The sequence below is a fragment of the Paraperlucidibaca wandonensis genome, assembly GCF_042677145.1.
GTDB classification, from domain to species: Bacteria; Pseudomonadota; Gammaproteobacteria; order Pseudomonadales; family Moraxellaceae; genus Perlucidibaca; species Perlucidibaca wandonensis.
Map to the genome: position 1 here is coordinate 2,132,820 of NZ_JBHTIT010000001.1, position 18,178 is coordinate 2,150,997.

General features: G+C 53.2%; 15 protein-coding genes. 10 read left to right on the forward strand and 5 right to left on the reverse strand.

Going from position 1 to position 18,178, the window contains the following annotated elements:
* Window positions 1-25 precede the first annotated feature (25 nt).
* Window positions 26-1,951, forward strand: coding sequence for an ATP-binding cassette domain-containing protein (locus tag ACFQ0F_RS10145; RefSeq protein WP_379071743.1), 1,926 nt, complete (start codon window positions 26-28; stop codon window positions 1,949-1,951).
* A 1-nt stretch (window position 1,952) separates the two neighbouring features.
* On the opposite strand, the gene ACFQ0F_RS10150 is transcribed toward ACFQ0F_RS10145, so the two are convergent.
* The gene (locus ACFQ0F_RS10150; protein ID WP_379071746.1) at window positions 1,953-2,459 is read right to left on the reverse strand and encodes a thioesterase family protein; all 507 of its coding nucleotides are present in this window, start codon (window positions 2,457-2,459) and stop codon (window positions 1,953-1,955) included.
* A gap of 136 nt (window positions 2,460-2,595) precedes the next feature.
* Here ACFQ0F_RS10150 and hemB point away from each other — a divergent pair, with 136 nt between their 5' ends.
* Both hemB and ppk1 read left to right on the forward strand, forming a co-directional pair.
* On the forward strand, window positions 2,596-3,615 hold the full coding sequence (hemB, locus tag ACFQ0F_RS10155; RefSeq protein ID WP_449304931.1) for a porphobilinogen synthase: 1,020 nt from the start codon (window positions 2,596-2,598) through the stop codon (window positions 3,613-3,615).
* A gap of 56 nt (window positions 3,616-3,671) precedes the next feature.
* Complete coding sequence (gene ppk1 / locus ACFQ0F_RS10160) at window positions 3,672-5,738, forward strand: polyphosphate kinase 1 (protein ID WP_379071753.1); 2,067 nt, start codon at window positions 3,672-3,674, stop codon at window positions 5,736-5,738.
* Here ppk1 and ACFQ0F_RS10165 read toward each other — a convergent pair.
* Complete coding sequence (locus tag ACFQ0F_RS10165; RefSeq protein WP_340675810.1) at window positions 5,735-7,240, reverse strand: Ppx/GppA phosphatase family protein; 1,506 nt, start codon at window positions 7,238-7,240, stop codon at window positions 5,735-5,737. The genes ppk1 and ACFQ0F_RS10165 overlap by 4 nt on opposite strands.
* A gap of 138 nt (window positions 7,241-7,378) precedes the next feature.
* On the opposite strand from ACFQ0F_RS10165, the gene trxA reads away from it, so the two are divergent.
* The 3 genes from trxA (at window position 7,379) to ACFQ0F_RS10180 (ending at window position 9,915) form a co-directional block, all read left to right on the forward strand.
* Window positions 7,379-7,708, forward strand: coding sequence for a thioredoxin TrxA (gene trxA / locus ACFQ0F_RS10170; RefSeq protein ID WP_340675809.1), 330 nt, complete (start codon window positions 7,379-7,381; stop codon window positions 7,706-7,708).
* A gap of 187 nt (window positions 7,709-7,895) precedes the next feature.
* Window positions 7,896-9,155: a transcription termination factor Rho gene (gene rho / locus ACFQ0F_RS10175; RefSeq protein WP_340675808.1), complete on the forward strand. Its 1,260-nt coding sequence runs from the start codon at window positions 7,896-7,898 to the stop codon at window positions 9,153-9,155.
* Window positions 9,156-9,165: 10 nt separating this feature from the next.
* Entirely contained in the window at window positions 9,166-9,915 is a 750-nt protein-coding gene (locus ACFQ0F_RS10180) for an esterase/lipase family protein (protein WP_379071758.1), read from the forward strand.
* Window positions 9,916-9,989: 74 nt separating this feature from the next.
* Here the strand turns inward: ACFQ0F_RS10180 and ACFQ0F_RS10185 are convergent, their stop codons facing one another.
* The 3 genes from ACFQ0F_RS10185 to argH form a co-directional block, all read right to left on the reverse strand.
* Window positions 9,990-12,398, reverse strand: coding sequence for a YgiQ family radical SAM protein (locus ACFQ0F_RS10185; protein WP_379071761.1), 2,409 nt, complete (start codon window positions 12,396-12,398; stop codon window positions 9,990-9,992).
* A gap of 70 nt (window positions 12,399-12,468) precedes the next feature.
* Complete coding sequence (locus ACFQ0F_RS10190) at window positions 12,469-12,981, reverse strand: hypothetical protein (RefSeq protein WP_379071764.1); 513 nt, start codon at window positions 12,979-12,981, stop codon at window positions 12,469-12,471.
* Between the two features lie 27 nt (window positions 12,982-13,008).
* A complete protein-coding gene (gene argH / locus ACFQ0F_RS10195; protein WP_379071768.1) occupies window positions 13,009-14,394 on the reverse strand; it encodes an argininosuccinate lyase in 1,386 nt (461 codons plus the stop codon).
* Window positions 14,395-14,544: 150 nt separating this feature from the next.
* Between argH and ACFQ0F_RS10200 the strand changes: the two genes are divergently transcribed.
* The 4 genes from ACFQ0F_RS10200 to ACFQ0F_RS10215 all read left to right on the forward strand — a co-directional run bounded on the left by ACFQ0F_RS10200 (window position 14,545) and on the right by ACFQ0F_RS10215 (window position 18,167).
* A complete protein-coding gene (locus ACFQ0F_RS10200) occupies window positions 14,545-15,615 on the forward strand; it encodes a sensor histidine kinase (protein ID WP_379071771.1) in 1,071 nt (356 codons plus the stop codon).
* Window positions 15,616-15,668: 53 nt separating this feature from the next.
* The gene (locus ACFQ0F_RS10205; RefSeq protein ID WP_379071774.1) at window positions 15,669-16,418 is read left to right on the forward strand and encodes a LytR/AlgR family response regulator transcription factor; all 750 of its coding nucleotides are present in this window, start codon (window positions 15,669-15,671) and stop codon (window positions 16,416-16,418) included.
* 70 nt (window positions 16,419-16,488) lie between these two features.
* The gene (gene hemC, locus ACFQ0F_RS10210; RefSeq protein WP_340675801.1) at window positions 16,489-17,442 is read left to right on the forward strand and encodes a hydroxymethylbilane synthase; all 954 of its coding nucleotides are present in this window, start codon (window positions 16,489-16,491) and stop codon (window positions 17,440-17,442) included.
* Window positions 17,442-18,167 (forward strand): uroporphyrinogen-III synthase, encoded by a 726-nt coding sequence (locus ACFQ0F_RS10215; RefSeq protein WP_379071778.1) that lies wholly within the window; start codon window positions 17,442-17,444, stop codon window positions 18,165-18,167. The genes hemC and ACFQ0F_RS10215 overlap by 1 nt, the downstream gene beginning before the upstream one ends.
* Window positions 18,168-18,178: the final 11 nt, after the last annotated feature.

Consider the following 18,178-nt stretch of genomic DNA (forward strand, 5'->3'; position numbering starts at 1 on the left):
TTTGTAAGCCCAATTTGAGAAACCCATGATTCTTGCCGAGCAACTCGGACTGCTACGTGGCGGTCGCCCTTTATTTACCGATGCCAGTTTCGCGATCCATCCGGGTTGGCATGTGGGGCTGACTGGTAATAATGGCGCAGGCAAGAGCTCGCTGTTTTCACTGTTGCTGCGCGAATTGCAAGCCGATAGCGGTTCGCTTTCTCGCCCAGTGGGATGGGTTGTCGCGCACATGAAGCAAGAGGTTGCTGCTGTTGATCGCACTGCACTCGATTATGTTCTCGATGGAGATGCCGAATGGCGTCAGCTCGACGAACTACTGAGTGATTTGGATTCGCTCGATGGCACGGCGATGGGTAATTTATTTGCCAATTACGAAAGCATCGATGGCTACACCGCCTCGTCTCGCGCCTCTCAGCTTTTAGCCGGCCTGGGCTTTTCTGAGTCAGATATGCAGCGCCCAGTTTCCGCATTCTCTGGCGGTTGGCGTATGCGTTTGAACTTGGCGCAAACCTTAATGTGCCGCTCAGACTTATTACTGCTCGATGAGCCCACCAACCACCTCGATCTCGATGCGATTTTGTGGCTAGAGGATTGGCTGCGTGCTTATCCCGGAACATTGGTGATGGTCTCGCACGATCGTGATTTCCTCGATGCTGTTGTCGAGCATATTTTGCATGTGGCGCAAGGCACGATTACGCATTATCGCGGCAACTATTCGATGTTTGAGCGCACTCGCGCAGAGCGATTGGCGCAGCAACAACAAGCCTTTGAAAAGCAGCAAGTGCAAGTGGCTCATCTACAATCATTTGTCGATCGCTTTCGCGCCAAGGCCACGAAAGCAAAACAAGCGCAGAGCCGCATAAAAGCATTAGAGCGCATGACTTTAAGTGCGCCTGCCGAAATCGAGTCGGGGTTAGATATTCGTTTTCGCGCGCCTGAGCGCTTAGCCAGTCCATTACTGCGGCTAGATGAGGCCGCCATTGGTCATGGTAAAACGCCACTTATTTCACATGTCGCTTTAGGCTTATATCCTGGTGCACGTATCGGCTTGCTTGGCCCCAATGGCGCCGGTAAAACCACATTGGTGCGCGCGCTAGTCGGTGACCTGCCGCTGATTTCTGGCACACGCTTAATCAGTGAGCACACGCGCATTGGCTATTTTGCTCAGCATCAAGTGGATCATCTGGACTCATCGGCAACTCCGCTAATGTTAATTCAGCGCCTAAGTCCGACCACATCTGAGCTTACGCTACGCAGTTTTCTTGGTGGTTTCGGTTTTGGTGGCGATCGCATTACCGCTGAAATTACGCCGTTCTCTGGCGGCGAAAAAGCGCGTTTAGCGTTGGCGTTAATCATTTGGCAGCGTCCCAATGTATTACTGCTCGATGAGCCGACCAACCATTTGGACTTAGCCTTGCGCCATGCCTTGCTGGTGGCCATTCAAGCGTTTGAAGGTGCGATTGTGCTTGTGTCGCACGATAGGCATTTGGTTGCGGTTACCTGCGATGAGTTGTGGCTGATCAATAGCGGTAAGGCCGAGCGTTTTGATGGCGATCTCGATGACTATGCGCAGTGGTTACGTACCTGGCGCTCAAAGCAAACCAACGGTGCTCCGATCTCTGTGGTGGCCGGTGCTGATCTAGAGAAAGCAGCTAAGCCAGTTGCGGCGCCAGCAGCAATAGAACCGAGCGCGAGCAAAAAGCCCGTGCGCTCTGCCGATCTCCGAGCCGCGCAAAAAGCCGTAGAGCGTAGCGAACAAACTATGCTCGATGCGCAAGCCAATGTTGAGTCGATTGCTGAGCGTCTTGGCGACTCAGCGCTCTATGAGCCGGCGGCCAGCGATGAACTTGCGGCAATGTTGCAGCAGCAAAAGCAGGCTCAGAAAACGATGGAGCAGGCCGAGTCGACTTGGTTAGCGGCAACGGAAGCTCTAGAGGCACTTACGGCCTAGGCTAGTAATGAAACACGGCATTGCCGGTGGCAATAAGTGCATCTTTCTCATTGTGTAGTGTCATTTGCGTCGCGCAAATTTTACTGCCAATGCGCACCACTTTTGCCGTTGCGATAAAGCTCTCACCTCGACCGGGACGCAAGTAATCAATGCGCATATCGATAGTGCCTAGCTGTGCCATACGTCGCATTTTCTCTTCCGTTGCTTGGCCTTTTAAGCGGCCATAGGCCGCAGCCATGCTGACCACGCCAGCGACGCTATCGAGCAAAGTGGCAATCACCCCGCCGTGTAAAATCTGCTGAAACGTATTGCCGACTAAGTGCGGCGCCATGCTTATTTCAGCACGCGCTTCATCTTCGCCGATGTAGACGAGCTTGCCGCCAACATGAACGATAAACGGAATAGCATTAAAGCCATCGATGAGTTGTTGGCGGCGTTTCTCTAGGCGCGCGGCACGTTCTTCGGGGCTCAGTTTTGGCGCTTGATCTGCGGTTAGTGTTTCGCTCATATCGCTATTCATGCAAAAGAATGTAATGCCGTGGAATGTAGCAAGCTCTCTGCTACGCGTCACCTCAAACTTCGCGCCATTGCTACGAAAGCGCCTGCGTTTCGGCTAAGCTGTTGCTATTACACCGAGAGAGATGATGATGTCTGTTGCCAATCGCGCGCCTTATCCCGCCACTCGCCTTCGTCGTACCCGCGCTCATAACTGGTTGCGCCGTTTGGTGCGCGAAAATCAACTAACTGTCGATGACCTGATTTATCCGGTCTTTGTGCTCGATGGTGAGCAGCGCCGCGAAGCGGTGGCATCAATGCCCGGTGTCGAGCGCCTGTCTATCGACCTGCTTATTGAGGCCGCGGCAGAATGGGTCGAGCTGGGCATTCCGGCATTGGCGATATTTCCGGTGACACCGCCAGAGCATAAAAGCTTAGACGCAGCGGCGGCATGGTCGCCCGATGGTATCGCCCAACGCGCCACGCGCGCGCTGAAGGCCGCGTACCCTGATCTTGGTATCATCACCGATGTCGCACTCGACCCGTTCACCACGCATGGCCAAGATGGCATTCTCGATGACGCTGGCTATGTCGCCAACGATATCACCGTGGCCGCACTCGTGCGCCAAGCCTTGTCGCATGCTGAGGCTGGCGCAGACATCGTCGCACCATCCGACATGATGGATGGCCGCATTGGCGCTATCCGCGCTGCACTTGAGGCAGCAGGCTATGAGCGCGTTAGTATTCTTTCTTACGCGGCCAAATATGCATCGAGTTACTACGGGCCATTTCGGGATGCAGTAGGCTCCGCTGGCAATTTAAAAGGCGGCAATAAAAAGAACTATCAGATGGACCCGGGCAATTCCGACGAAGCCTTGCATGAAGTTGCGCTCGACCTGGCTGAAGGCGCCGACATGGTGATGGTTAAGCCTGGCATGCCATATTTAGATATTGTTCGTTTGGTTAAATCTGAGTTTCAAGTGCCAACTTTTGCATACCAAGTGAGTGGTGAGTACGCCATGCATGTGGCAGCCTTTGAGCGCGGTTGGCTGTCGCGCGACCCAGTTATTTTAGAATCACTATTGGCATTTAAACGCGCGGGCGCAGATGGTATTTTGACCTACTTTGCCGTTGAGGCGGCGCGATTACTTCATGCTTCATCACGCTGACATCTTGGTGGTATAGCCTGCATCATCAAAAGCGCTGATTACCTGAAGGATATGTTATGACTGAGCCTGCTGAAAGCTTTGAGTTGACCAGCCCAGAGCTGTATTTGAATCGAGAGCTAAGTATTCTCGATTTCAATATGCGTGTGCTGGAGCAGGCGACGGATCCTAGCCATCCGCTTATCGAGCGCCTAAATTTCTTGCTGATTTTTTCGCGCAACCTCGATGAGTTTTTCGAGATTCGTGTCGCGGGTTTGCTGCAGCAAGTTTCATTTGGGCATATCAGATCGGGCCCCGATGGTTTATTGCCGCAAGAAGTGCTGAAGCTTATTTCAGAGATTTGCCACGCGGCGGTTGAGCGTCAGTATCGTATTTTGAATGATGATTTATTGCCGGCGCTGGCTGCTGAAAATATTCGCTATCTGCGCCGTGATGAATGGACGGATAAGCAGTCGGCGTGGGTGCGAAAGTACTTTAAAGAACAAGTCATGCCAGTGCTTACGCCCATCGGGCTTGACCCTTCGCATCCATTCCCGCGCTTAGTTAATAAGTCGCTTAATTTTATTGTATCGCTTGATGGCAAAGATGCCTTTGGTCGCCAAATGTCATTGGCTGTGGTGCCAGCTCCGCGCTCATTGCCGCGTGTAGTGCGCCTGCCAGATAACATTGTTGATGGTGGTGATCAGCATGTGATGTTGTCATCGATTATTCACGAACATGTTTCAGAGCTGTTTCCAGGCATGACGGCGAATGGCTGTTTTCAATTCCGTGTTACGCGGAATGCCGATATGACGGTTGATGAAGATGCGGAAGATTTAGCCTCTGCACTGCAAGGTGAGTTACTTTCGCGGCGTTATGGCGCGGCCGTGCGTCTTGAGGTGGCGGATAATTGTCCTCGGCACATTATTGACTATTTACTGAGACAGTTTGGCTTGAGTAATGAAGCCTTGTATCAAGTAAACGGGCCAGTGAATTTATCGCGGCTGCTGTCAGACTTTGATCGGCCGCGTTTGCGTTTTAAGCCCTTTAGGCCTCGCACTCCTGAGGTGCTACAAAAGTCGGAAAGTATTTTCGAGGCTCTCGCACAAGGCGATATTCTTTTGCACCACCCGTTTGAGTCCTTTGCTCCGGTGGTCGATATGCTGCGTCAGGCTGCTCGAGACCCGTCCGTGCTTGCGATTAAGCAAACCTTGTATCGCTCGGGCCCTGAGTCTGAAATTGTAAACGTACTGGCTGATGCCGCACGTAATGGCAAGGAAGTGACAGCCGTTATCGAGCTGCGCGCACGCTTCGATGAAGCATCAAATATTGAAGTTGCAAATAAGCTGCAACAAGCCGGTGCGATCGTGGTTTATGGCATCGTGGGCTATAAAACCCATGCGAAAATGATCTTAATTGTGCGTCGTGAAGGCCGTAAGCTTATGCGCTATGGCCACTTAGGGACTGGTAACTATCACGCAGGCAATGCGCGTCTCTATACCGACTATGGCTTGCTCACGGCGAACCCTGAGGTTTGCGAAGATATTCATAAAATCTTCCAAGAGCTTACCGGTATGGGCAAAGTACTGCGTTTAAAGCAGCTGTTGCACGCACCATTCACATTGCACCCCAAGTTGCTCAGCATGATCGAGCAAGAGATCAGTAACAAACAGGCGGGCTTGCCAGCGCGTATTATCATTAAAGTGAATGCGTTGACGGAAAAGGTGCTCATGCAGGCACTGATGCGCGCCTCAAAAGCAGGTGTGCAAGTCGATCTAATTATTCGCTCAGTGTGCTGCTTACGACCTGGTGTTGCGGGTGTCACCGATAATATTACGGTACGCTCTATTGTCGGTCGCTTTCTTGAGCATACGCGCGTGTTTTATTTTGAAAACGGCGGTGAAGCTTTAGTGTTTTGCTCCAGCGCAGACTGGATGGATCGCAACCTGTATCAGCGAGTTGAAACCTGTTTTCCTATCCTCGACCCCGTACATCGCAAACGCATTATTGATTACGGCTTGATGCTCTACCTTAACGATAATACGCAGGCCTGGGATATGCAGCCTGATGGCAGTTGGGTGCGCGCTACGCCGGGCGATGATAGCCCCTGTAGCGCACAGCAAAAGCTCTTAGAAAAATTCAGTTAGTGCACTGAGAGTTTTAGGCTGGCGCTATTAAAGTAGCTGCACTCTTGCTCTAAGTCGGCTAGCGTTAATGGGTGCGCTTTTAACCAGCCTTTCTCGAAGTCTATGCGGTAGTGCTCACCATCGGAGCGAAGTCGAGGGACGGCGATATCATCACGACTACGGCTGTGATTAAGCAATACTGCCAGACGCAATATCAAGGTGAGTTGGAGTAGTTTCTCGCCACCGGCGCTACGCAAAGATTCCATATTTTCATTGCGCAAGCGGCGTCGGTGAGAGCCGACCATTAGCGATAAAACTTCCTGCTCTGGGTTGGAAAACCCGGCAAGGTCAGAGTGCAGTAACAGGTATGCGCCGTGCTTGTGAAAGCCAGTATGCGAGATGGCCTTGCCAATTTCGTGCAGTTGGGCAGCTCTTAGTAATGTACCAAGGTGATCCTCATCAAATTGGAGCGGCGACTGCAGTTGATTAAATAGCTCAGTTGCCGTGTCACAAACGCGCATGCTGAAGTCGCGGTCTATGCCATAACGCTGCTGCAATGAATCAATACTACGGTCTCGCACATCACCTTCCCCATATCGCCCCAGCATGTCATAGAGCACGCCTTCACGCAGTGCGCCGTCGACAAAGGTCAGTGTTTCAATATGCAAGGATGCGAAAACTGCGCTCACAATCGCAAAGCCTGCCGGAATCAGTAGGCGGCGATCTTCCTTGAGGCCTGGCAGCTCTAGCTTGCTAATGTCATCGACGCTAAGTATTAGTTCGCGTAACTTTGGAATGGCATCGGCTGGAATATGCCCTTCCGGCGTTCCCCAGCCGAGACTGCAAATTACGTTGCGCATTGCTTTCATTGTGCCTGATGAGCCAGCTGCGACATCCCAGCCGAGTTCGCGATAATTGCGCGCAATAGAGGCTAATTCTTGACGAGCGCTGGTAGTGGCACGATTGAGTGCTTCTGGGCTGATGCGGCCATCGCCAAAAAAGCGTTGGCTATAGCTTACGCAGCCCATATGTAAAGATTCAGTGAGCAACGGTTCGTGGCGCTCGCCGATAATTAGTTCGGTTGATCCGCCGCCAATATCGATGATTAAACGCTTGCCCTGACCAGCCATGGTTTGCGATGCGCCGATATAAATTAATCGCGCCTCTTCGCGACCAGCGATAATTTCAATGGGTCGTTTCAGCACTTCTTGCGCAGCTAAAGTAAAGCGTCGTGCATTGCGCGCGACGCGTAAGGCGTTGGTTCCAACTATGCGTAAATGGTCAGGCTCGACACCCGCTAGGTGCTGACTAAAGCGTGACAAACAGGCTAGAGCACGCTCAATTGACTCGTCGCTAAGCATTTGATTTTCATCAAGGCCCGCGGCCAATTGAACTTTTTCAGACAGGCTTTCAGTGAGACGAATGACGCCATGATCTAAGCGTGCAACGGCCAAGTGAAAGCTGTTTGAGCCCATGTCGACAGCGGCCAATAAGCCATCATTTAAAGGCTTGCTACGCAGCATTGGCGTACTCCTTGTGGCTTATCAAATGTATAAGCAGAATTCGTAATTGTAACGCAGCACGAGTCGCTTGCATGACTTTCTCGTCCGTGTGTTACTATCGATGAGTGATTAATCCCTACTTTCTGACGGAGTGCCATGATGAGCAGTGAGCTGATCGTCAACACCAGCGACGCCAATTTTGCCGCCGATGTATTACAATCCGATGTGCCAGTTTTGGTTGATTATTGGGCGCCATGGTGCGGTCCATGCAAAATGATTGCCCCAGTGCTAGATGAATTAGCCAGCGAATACCAAGGCCGCGTGAAGATCGTCAAAGTCAACGTTGACGAAAACGCAGCAACTGCTGCCAAGTTCGGCGTGCGTGGTATTCCTACCTTAACGTTGTTCAAAAATGGCGAAATCGCTTCGACAAAAGTCGGCGCGTTATCAAAATCGCAGTTGACAGCGTTTATCGACTCCTCTATATAAGTTTTATCGGCGATGGTTGCACTCCGCACCGTCGCCTCGTTACAGCCTAGATTACTCTTAACCCGTTCCCCATGACCTCCAGCCAACTCCCGTTGCGCTGCGCAGTTACTTCCTGCTGAACGACCTCAGCCTAGCATTGGCCATTAGAGTAACTAGGGTATTCCCACCCTCCAATTGACAGCACGGTATGAATCTCACCGAACTCAAGAAAATGCCGATAGGCGAACTCATCAAAATTGCGGAATCCATGGGCTTAGAAGGCATGGCTCGCAACCGTAAACAAGACATCATTTTCGCCATTCTAAAAACGCACGCTAAAAACGGCGAAGAAATCTTTGGCGATGGCGTTTTGGAAATCCTTTCCGATGGCTTCGGATTTTTACGCTCAGCGGAAGGCTCATATTTAGCCGGGCCGGATGACATTTATGTCAGCCCGTCACAAATACGCCGCTTTAACTTACGCACTGGCGACACCATTTCCGGGACTATTCGTCCGCCGAAAGAGTCGGAGCGTTATTTCGCGTTATTGAAAGTTAATCAAATTAATTTAGACGCGCCTGAAAACGCGCGTAATAAAATTTTGTTTGAAAACTTAACGCCACTTTTCCCAACTCAGCGCCTCGTTATGGAGCTGGGTAATGGCTCTACCGAAGACTTAACGGCACGTACTATCGATTTGGTAGCGCCTTACGGTAAAGGCCAGCGCTCACTAATTGTGGCGCCGCCGAAAGCCGGTAAAACCATGTTGCTGCAAACCTTGGCTCAATCCATTGCGCGTAATAATCCTGAAGCGACACTTATTGTGCTGCTGATCGATGAGCGTCCAGAGGAAGTCACTGAGATGCAACGCACCGTGCGCGGTGAAGTAGTTGCCTCGACCTTCGATGAGCCACCAGTGCGTCATGTACAAGTGGCCGAGATGGTCATCGAGAAGGCCAAGCGTTTGGTTGAGCATAAAAAAGATGTGATCATTTTGCTCGACTCCATCACGCGTTTGGCTCGTGCCTATAACACGGTAATTCCTAGCTCAGGCAAGGTGCTTTCCGGTGGTATTGATGCGCATGCTTTGGAGCGTCCAAAGCGCTTCTTCGGTGCCGCACGTAATATCGAAGAAGGTGGCTCGCTGACGATTATTGCTACGGCATTGATCGACACTGGCTCGAAAATGGATGAGGTCATCTTTGAAGAGTTCAAAGGTACCGGCAACCATGAAGTTAACCTTGACCGTCGCATCGCTGAGAAGCGCGTGTTCCCGGCCATCAACATCAAGAAATCAGGCACGCGTCGCGAAGAGCGCTTGATTGGCGATGATGAACTGAAGAAAGTTTGGATTTTGCGCAAGCTACTGCATCCAATGGATGAGATAGCCGCAATCGAGTTCTTGCTCGATAAGCTTAAAGACGTGAAAACCAATGATGAATTCTTCGACATGATGAAGCGTAAATAGGCCATTTCGCATGCGCTATTTGAGCAGCCTGCCCACTGAACTGCCGAGCAAGACACCGAGTTGGTACGAGGTCTTAGCTGAGGCGCGTGTGGGTATAGAGCTGCTCGACGGCCTACGCCTTAAGCGTCGCCTGCATAATAATCTGCCGCGTGGCGATGAGCACGGCAAGGCTCATCCTGTGATGCTGCTACCAGGCTATGGGGCCAGCGAGCGGGCGATGCAAATGTTGGCCAAGCGCCTTGAGGCATTGGGCTATGTGGTGCGGCAATGGGGCCAAGGCAAAAACCACGGTGCGGTGCATAAGCTGGTGCCGCCACTGAAGGCGCGTATTCGCGAATGGTCGGCGGAGTTAGGCCAGCCCATCAGTCTCATTGGTTGGTCTTTGGGTGGTTATATTGCGCGCGAATTAGCCCGTGATTTGCCGGCTGAAATTGCCGGTGTGGTCACGCTAGGCTCGCCAGTTGTTGGCGGCCCGAAGTACACGCTAACGGCAAAGCAGTACGTGAAGATGGGTTTTGATCTTGATGCGATCGAGCGCGATATTGCCGCGCGAGACAGTGTCCCGATTCAATGCCCGATGACGCTTATCTTCAGCCGTGTTGATGGCATTGTGAGCTGGCCGGCGACTATCGACCGTGTCACGCCGCATGCGCGTCATATGGAGGCAAATTGCTCACATATAGGCATGGTGCTTAGCCCGAAAGTATTTCGCCAAATAGCGAAAGCGCTGGCGGACCAGCGCGAAAGCTTAGCGAACTAATTCCTGTAGCAGGTTACGTCGACACAGCTTGCTCGCTAGAGCGAGAGCTAGGTGCCGAGTAACTGTAGGGCGTGTTAGCGCGGACGCCTCGGTGCACGACTGCCATCATCACGTGGTGGTAAGCCTGTGTGCTGCGTCTGTATTTGCCCCTTCTGCGGCGTACGCTGTGACGCACGCGACTTCTGTGGCTGTACCTTCACCGACACGCCTTCTATCGTACTGGTGTTTTTCTTACGCGGACTCGCGTACTGGCCATCGGTCGCTGGCTGCCATGTTGGAATCAAATGCTGCTTACCGTTGCCAATTAGATCGGCACGACCCATCGCTCTCAATGCTTCACGCAGCAATGGCCAGTTATTGGCATCGTGGTAGCGCAAAAAAGCTTTGTGCAGGCGACGACGTTTATCACCTTTCACAATTTCTACTTCTTCCGAATCACGCGTGACTTTACGCAGCGGGTTTTTGCCGCTGTGATACATCGCTGTGGCTGTGGCCATGGGCGATGGATAGAACGCCTGTACTTGGTCGGCGCGGAAGCCATTTTTCTTTAGCCAAATAGCCAAGTCCAGCATGTCTTCATCGGTGGTGCCGGGGTGGGCCGCGATGAAGTAAGGAATGAGAAATTGTTCTTTGCCCGCTTCTTTCGAAAACTTATCGAAGAGCTGCTTGAAGCGATCATAGCTGCCAATGCCGGGCTTCATCATTTTCGATAAAGGCCCTTCCTGCGTGTGCTCTGGGGCAATTTTCAGGTAGCCGCCAACATGGTGTGTGACCAGCTCGCGCACATATTCGGGCGATTGCACAGCGAGGTCGTAGCGTAGGCCTGAGCTAATCAAGACCTTTTTCACGCCCTTGAGCTCACGAGCACGGCGGTAGAGCTTGATAAGCGGGTCATGATCAGTATTGAGGTTTTCGCAAATGCCGGGATAAACGCACGATGGCTTGCGGCAGGCGGCCTCGATCACGGGGCTTTTGCAGGCTAGGCGATACATATTGGCAGTCGGGCCGCCAAGATCAGAGACGATGCCGGTGAAGCCCGGCACATCGCGCATTTTTTCCACTTCACGAATGATCGAGTCTTCCGAGCGGCTTTGAATAATGCGGCCTTCATGCTCAGTGATAGAGCAGAAAGTGCAGCCGCCAAAGCAGCCGCGCATGATGTTGACCGAGAAGCGAATCATCTCGTAGGCCGGAATGCGTGCACCCTCATAGGATGGATGTGGTACGCGGGCATAAGGCAGGTCGAAGACGTAGTCCATCTCTTCAGTGGTCAACGGAATTGGCGGTGGGTTGAGCCAGACGTCATTTTCACCGTGGCGCTGAACTAGCGCGCGAGCGTTACCGGGGTTGGTTTCTAAGTGCAATACGCGGTTGGCGTGAGCGTAGAGCACGGGGTCGGCTTTGACTTTCTCATACGACGGCAGGCGAATCACCGTGTCATCACGCGCAGGCAATTTGCTGCGCTTGCTCACGCTACCGGCGGGCAATAGGTCGACCACAGTGGTGTCATCGGGCAATGCGGTGAGATCGCCCCAAGCACCTGGCGTGACTTCGATTGGTGCGCCGATGTCATTGGCGCCGGGCATGCTATTGCTGCTGAAAGTGCCGAAGCCACGATCGCTGGCGGCATTGCTCAGCTCGCTGGAAAATGCGCTGCCGGCATAAGTTGCTGCGCTCTTTTGTTTCTCAATATCGCAGGCGGCTAAGTCGGCGGTGTTCACATAGGGGTTGAGAATACGGTCGACGCGGCCAGGTGCATCGACTCGTGTGGAGTCAAGGACAAACATGCCTTTAGGCGTGTCGCGACGTAAAAACGAAGTGCCGCGTACATCGGTGATATTACGAATGGATTCGCCACGACTTAAGCGGTGAGCAATCTCGACGATGGCGCGCTCAGCATTGCCGTAAAGCAAAATATCAGACTTAGCGTCGAGCAAAATCGAGCGGCGGACTTTATCTTGCCAGTAATCGTAATGTGCGATGCGACGTAGCGAGGCTTCGATGCCGCCGAGTACTTGCGGCACATCGGGATAGGCTTCGCGAGCGCGCTGGGCATAGACGAGGCTTGCGCGGTCTGGGCGACGACCACCTTCGTCATTGGGCGAATAAGCATCGTCGGAACGGATTTTGCGATCGGCCGTGTAGCGGTTGATCATCGAGTCCATATTGCCGGCGGCGATGCCGAAAAATAGGTTGGGTTTGCCCAGCACTTTGAATGGGTCAGCAGACTGCCATTCAGGCTGCGCGATGATGCCGACGCGAAAGCCCTGGGCTTCGAGCAGGCGACCGATGATGGCCATGCCGAAGCTTGGGTGGTCAATATAGGCATCGCCGGTAATGATGATGATGTCGCAAGAGTCCCAGCCAAGTTGGTCCATCTCGGCGCGCGACATTGGTAAAAATGGCGCGTCACCAAAACATTCGGCCCAATAACGGCCGTGGCCGAAAAGCGGCGTTTTTGCGACCGGGGGTAACAAGCTCATCACATCACTCCAGCACGGGAAACGTGCAGATTAGCTGGCGGACATAATGGCCCGCCGGATTCAAACAGTTTTAGAAGCCCAGCAACGGCAACAGGGCTTCGACCATTGCGCCATCGAGACCGACTAGGCCGCCGACGCGGTTGGACAGGCTGGTTTTCAGACTTTCGCCGGTGTTGTTACGCAGCGCAGTAGCTGCTTTAACAGCGCTGGCGTCGGCTTGGCTAAGGCGTGAGCCAAGCGCTTGCTCGACCTTGGCCACAGCAGCGTTTTCGCTTACCGGCGTGCCAATGGAAGGAAACAAGGCGGCGAGCACTGGGCCGTTTAGACCGACGTGCGAGCCAACGTTGTTAAGAAAGCTGTTTTGCACGCCATTTAGGCCAGTCTTAGTAGCGCCAACCAAGCCTTGCAGTTGTACTTTTTCGGCTACGCCAAGAGCGGTACCGCGCTTAGCTTCCAAAGCTTGGATGAATGACTGAGTTTGGCTCGCAGACGCGCCATTGTTAGCGCCAGCGTTGCCACCGCCCATGGTGACGCAGGCAGCAAGGCTTAAGCAGGTAGCAGCAACGATTAGTAATTTTTTCATCAATAAATCCTTAATAAATTGGGGGCGTTAAGCGATACGGTCGCGGGCACGTAAAACGGCGGCGCGTACTTGTTTTGGCGCGGTACCGCCGATGTGATCGCGGGCATTGACCGAGCCTTCAAGCGTAAGCACTTCAAAAACGTCATCGCTGATGTCGCTAGAAAACTCTTGCAGCTCAGCTAAGCTCATCTCGGCTAAATCTTTGCCGCTAGACACGCCATAACCAACGGCTTTACCAACCACTTCGTGCGCATCGCGGAAGGCTAAGCCGTGCTTAACTAGGTAGTCGGCAAGGTCGGTAGCGGTAGCAAAGCCGCGGCGCGCAGCTTCACGCATGATTTCACGGCGCGGCACCAGCGCTGGCACCATGTCGGCAAAGGCGCGCAATGAGCCCATGACGGTATCGGCGGTATCAAATAGCGGTTCTTTGTCTTCTTGGTTGTCTTTGTTGTAAGCCAGAGGCTGGCCTTTCATCAGCGTTAAGAGCGCCATGAGATGGCCAAAGACGCGGCCACTTTTGCCACGAACTAACTCAGGCACATCGGGGTTTTTCTTTTGCGGCATGATGCTCGAGCCGGTGCAGAAGCGATCAGGCAGGTCGACAAAATTGAACTGCGCCGATGCCCACAGCACCAACTCTTCGCTAAAGCGTGAGAGGTGCATCATGATCAAGGCGCTGGCCGAGCAAAACTCGATAGCAAAATCGCGATCGGAAACGGCATCGAGCGAGTTTTCGCAAATGCCATCGAAGCCCAAAAGCTTGGCTGTGATGCGGCGATCGATGGGATAGGTCGTGCCGGCTAATGCTGCTGAGCCCAAAGGCAGGCGATTCACTCGCACGCGCAGGTCGATTAGGCGCTCGTCATCGCGCTTAAGGTTTTCAAACCACGCCAATAAATGATGGCCAAACGTCACTGGCTGAGCGGTTTGCAAATGCGTGAAGCCGGGCATGATAGTGTCGGCTTCGCGCTCAGCGAGATCGATTAAGCCGGTCATCAGGCGCTTTAATTCGCCGCGAATAGCATCAATTTCATCGCGCAAATATAAGCGGATGTCGGTGGCGACTTGGTCGTTACGGCTACGGCCAGTGTGCAAGCGTTTGCCTGCGATGCCGATGCGATCGGTAAGGCGGCTTTCGATGTTCATGTGCACATCTTCAAGCTCAACGCGCCAGACGAATTCGCCACGGCTAATTTCATCTTCAATAGCCTTTAAGCCATCGACAATAAGGTCGCGATCGGCAGCGTTTAAGACGCCAACTTCAGCGAGCATGGTGGCGTGGGCGATCGAGCCACGAATATCTTGGCGATACATGCGCTTGTCGAACTGCACCGAAGCAGTGAACTCGGCGACGAATTGATCGGTGGCCTCAGCGAAGCGGCCACCCCACATGGATGATGATGGGGTGCTCATGAACAAACCTTTGGGCGCGATGGGCGCATTATGTTTTCGGCGGGCCTGCTTAAAATAAAAGCAGTGCGGTTAAAAATAAGTCGCTAAGTATACATCACCTAGCCCCTGCGCCGCTTGTGAACGCGGGCCAGCCTCGGGCACACTGAAGCCATGCCTATCTTAAAAAAACAACAAGCGGCGCAAGAGCATCTGCTCGACAATAATGAGTTCTGGTTGCCGGACTTTTGCTCACGCACGTTCACTCTGCGCGTCGCCGTCATTTGCGTGCTCATCTCCCTATTTTTACTACTCGCGCAATCACCATCGCTGTGGCCATTTCCATTCTGGGATTATGTCTTGCTGCTACTGCTGACTAGCAGCGTCATGGGCGTTAGCTTTTTTCTGATTTGCCGCTGGCGCCAGCGCATGATGGCTTGGCGCCATTTGGCTGTTGCGGCGGCGGTCGTCGTTATCATCATGTTCAACCTGCTATGGCTAAGCCTGGTTGGCTTTATGTTGCTCGATGCCCTGAACCTGCCCATGCTCTCGTTTGTCAGCAATGAGTATTCGGCGATCTTCCGACATCTGCTTATTAGCGGCCTTTTTGCTGGCCTATTTATGCGTTACCTGACTTTGCAGGCGCAGCTCAGAAATCGTGAAAAAGCCGCAATGCAGGCTCGTCTAGAGGCTTTGCAAGCTCGTATTGAGCCGCATTTTTTGTTTAATTCGATGAATATTATTGCCAGCTTAATCAGTATCGACCCTGAGAAAGCAGAGCAAGTTGTAGAGGATTTGGCTGCGCTATTTCGCGCCAGCTTGAAAGATACCGCCGATGTCAGTCTTGCTGATGAAATTGCCCTATGCCGGCGTTATGCCAATATCGAAGAGCTGCGTTTAGGCGATCGACTAAATATTGATTGGCAGGTGGCTGCCGACGCAAACGCTGTGCGGATTCCCTTATTAACGCTGCAGCCATTGCTAGAGAATGCCATCCGCCATGGTGCAGAAATGTCGATAGTGCCTTGCAAAATCACATTAGCTGTTCAGATTTCGCCCGATTGGGTTAGGATACGACTGACGAATCCGCTGCCGCCGTCGCCAGCGCGCCCAGGCAATCAAATGTCTATGCGCAATGTGCGACTGCGATTACAGGCACGTTTTGGCCCCGAAGCAACACTTGAGGCTGCGCCTAAAGCGGATTTATTTGTCACAGAGCTGAGTTATCCTCGACGCTTAGCCTAAAAAGAACGAGCCGTAATGGCCGTCATAACAAGAAGAAAAGTGAGGTTAAGGTGATGAAACCACGTGTCATTATTTGTGACGATGAGCGTCTAGCCCGCGAACGCCTAGTGCGCCTTCTCGAAGATATCGGTGGCTATGAGCTAGTAGGTTTAGCAGAGCATGGTGAGCAAGCGCTTGCTCTTGTTGAAGAATACCGCCCCGATATTGTCCTGATGGATATGCGCATGCCGGTCATGGATGGTCTAACTTGTGCCCGCCAGCTCTCCGAGCGTGAATCGCCCCCTGCCATTATTTTCTGCACTGCTTTCGATGAGCATGCGCTAGAAGCATTCTCGGTGACCGCCTCAGGTTACGTACTAAAGCCAGTGAGTCGCGAAAGCCTGCGTGAAGCCTTGACTCGTGCTTGCCGCGTTAGCCAATTGCAGCTTGGCACCGTGCGGCAGCAGCCCACGATTACTGAGCGCACCACGCATCGCAGCCATATCACGGCGCGTACCCATCGCGGCATTGAGCTGATTCCTATCGATGAAGTGCGTTATTTTCTAGCTGATCACAAATACGTCACCGTGCGCCATGAGCATGGCGAAGTGTTGATTGATGAAACACTAAAAGAGCTTGAAGAAGAATTTGGCGACCGCTTTATTCGTATTCATCGCAATGCTTTGTTGTCGTTGAACTTTCTAGAAGGTCTAGAGGTTATTTCGACAGGGCAATACCGCGTGCGTATTCGTGGCTTAGATGAGCGCCTAGTGGTGAGTCGTCGGCATTTGCCCGAATTGCGCGAGACCTTGCATCGGGTCTAAGCCGCAAGCTTTACGCAGTTAAGCCTTGGGGCTGCTACACTCAATCGTAGTGTTCGGCCCCGAGGTTTTCATGTCTATAGGTACATCAGCGCAGCCACTGCGCATCGCCACTCGCCAAAGCCCGCTTGCCCTCTGGCAAGCCCATTACGTTGCCAATGAATTGCGCCGCCATCATCCCGGCCTAGTCGTTGAGCTCGTCTCCATGGTCACTCAAGGTGACAAAATCTTAGATGTTCCATTGGCAAAAATCGGCGGCAAAGGCTTGTTCGTGAAAGAGTTAGAAGCCGCCATGCTCGATGGCCGCGCCGACATCGCCGTGCATTCGATGAAAGATGTGCCGATGACTTTCCCAGAAGGTTTGGAGCTATCGGTTATTTGCCCGCGCGAAAATCCATTCGATGCCTTTGTTAGCAATAAATATGAGTCAGTCGAAGCCCTGCCTTTAGGTGCTGTTGTCGGCACGTCTAGCTTGCGTCGCCAGTGCCAAATTCGCCGTGCCAGACCTGACTTAGTGGTGAAGGATTTACGCGGCAATGTGCAAACTCGTTTGGGCAAGTTAGATGCCGGTGAGTATGACGCTATCATTCTGGCCTGTGCTGGCTTGCTGCGCCTAAACATGAGCGATCGCATTCGTTGCAGCCTAGACCCGGAGCTGATGTTGCCAGCTGTTGGCCAAGGTGCTGTTGGCATTGAGTGCCGCACGCATGATGCTTATACGCGATCTTTATTGGCACCTTTACATGACCTGGCCACGGCCATTCGCGTGACAGCTGAGCGCGCAATGAATACGCGCCTAGAAGGCGGCTGCCAAGTGCCAATCGCCGGCTATGCCACGCTTTCGGGCGATCAAATATCCATCGAGGGCCGAGTAGGCAGTGTTGATGGTCAGCGCATGATTATCGACTACGTGATGGGCTCGCAAAGCCAAGCCGAAGCCTTGGGCATTGAGCTCGCCGAAAAGCTCTTGGCGCAAGGTGCTGGTGAGATTCTCGACGAGGTTTATGGGCGTTCGAGTACGCGCTAATGCGGGTGCTCAATCCTCGCCCATCGCGCCAAGCTCAGCCGCTCAGTGAGGCTTTGCGAGACGCCGGCCATGACGTGTTGGAGCTGCCTTTGCTGGCGGTCGAGCCATTAGCGCTTGATGCCGTAGCGCGTACGCAGATTCTCGCGCTTGATCGTTATGATGGCGTGGTTTTTGTTAGCGCCAATGCCGCGCGTTATGGCGTGGCGGCGGTGAGCGATTACTGGCCCCAATGGCCTGACCCTTTGCCTTGCGTGGCGGTCGGAGTGGCAACGGCGGCGGTGCTTGAGGCTGAGGGCTTGCGCGTACACATCGCGGCGCAGGAAGATAGCGAAGGCATGTTGGCGCTACCGATATTGCAGGCAGTGGCGGGTCAGCATTGGCTGATTTGCCGTGGTGAGGATGGCCGCGAGCTTTTGCGCAGCACTTTGCTCGAACGTGGTGCTGAGGTCGAAACTCTGGCGCTGTATAAACGATTTTTGCCCAACACGGCGCGCGCTGAATGGGCAGCCTGCTATCCTCGGCCGGATGTTGTGCTGCTCAGTAGCGCAATGATTTGGCGGCATTGGCAGCAGATTGCTGGCGCTGAAGCCATTGCGCCGTGGCTGATTACCGTGAGCTCGCGCTTAGCTGAGACCGTGCGCGCTGCGGGTGCAACACGGGTGACCTGTGCTGATGGCGCACAGCCAAAGCATTGGCTGGCGGCACTAGCTCAGCTCCCACAATAATATTTAGTAGA

What these genes read in the sequence shown, in the direction of transcription:
- ACFQ0F_RS10165 (WP_340675810.1), bottom strand. Translation starts at nt 7,240, where the DNA reads ATGCTGCGTAGCAAGCCTTTAAATGATGGCTTATTGGCCGCTGTCGAC.
- trxA (WP_340675809.1), top strand. Translation starts at nt 7,379, where the DNA reads ATGAGCAGTGAGCTGATCGTCAACACCAGCGACGCCAATTTTGCCGCC.
- ACFQ0F_RS10215 (WP_379071778.1), top strand. Translation starts at nt 17,442, where the DNA reads ATGCGGGTGCTCAATCCTCGCCCATCGCGCCAAGCTCAGCCGCTCAGT.
- ppk1 (WP_379071753.1), top strand. Translation starts at nt 3,672, where the DNA reads ATGACTGAGCCTGCTGAAAGCTTTGAGTTGACCAGCCCAGAGCTGTAT.
- ACFQ0F_RS10145 (WP_379071743.1), top strand. Translation starts at nt 26, where the DNA reads ATGATTCTTGCCGAGCAACTCGGACTGCTACGTGGCGGTCGCCCTTTA.
- argH (WP_379071768.1), bottom strand. Translation starts at nt 14,394, where the DNA reads ATGAGCACCCCATCATCATCCATGTGGGGTGGCCGCTTCGCTGAGGCC.
- ACFQ0F_RS10150 (WP_379071746.1), bottom strand. Translation starts at nt 2,459, where the DNA reads ATGAGCGAAACACTAACCGCAGATCAAGCGCCAAAACTGAGCCCCGAA.
- rho (WP_340675808.1), top strand. Translation starts at nt 7,896, where the DNA reads ATGAATCTCACCGAACTCAAGAAAATGCCGATAGGCGAACTCATCAAA.
- ACFQ0F_RS10190 (WP_379071764.1), bottom strand. Translation starts at nt 12,981, where the DNA reads ATGAAAAAATTACTAATCGTTGCTGCTACCTGCTTAAGCCTTGCTGCC.
- ACFQ0F_RS10180 (WP_379071758.1), top strand. Translation starts at nt 9,166, where the DNA reads ATGCGCTATTTGAGCAGCCTGCCCACTGAACTGCCGAGCAAGACACCG.
- hemC (WP_340675801.1), top strand. Translation starts at nt 16,489, where the DNA reads ATGTCTATAGGTACATCAGCGCAGCCACTGCGCATCGCCACTCGCCAA.
- ACFQ0F_RS10185 (WP_379071761.1), bottom strand. Translation starts at nt 12,398, where the DNA reads ATGAGCTTGTTACCCCCGGTCGCAAAAACGCCGCTTTTCGGCCACGGC.
- ACFQ0F_RS10205 (WP_379071774.1), top strand. Translation starts at nt 15,669, where the DNA reads ATGAAACCACGTGTCATTATTTGTGACGATGAGCGTCTAGCCCGCGAA.
- hemB (WP_449304931.1), top strand. Translation starts at nt 2,596, where the DNA reads ATGATGTCTGTTGCCAATCGCGCGCCTTATCCCGCCACTCGCCTTCGT.
- ACFQ0F_RS10200 (WP_379071771.1), top strand. Translation starts at nt 14,545, where the DNA reads ATGCCTATCTTAAAAAAACAACAAGCGGCGCAAGAGCATCTGCTCGAC.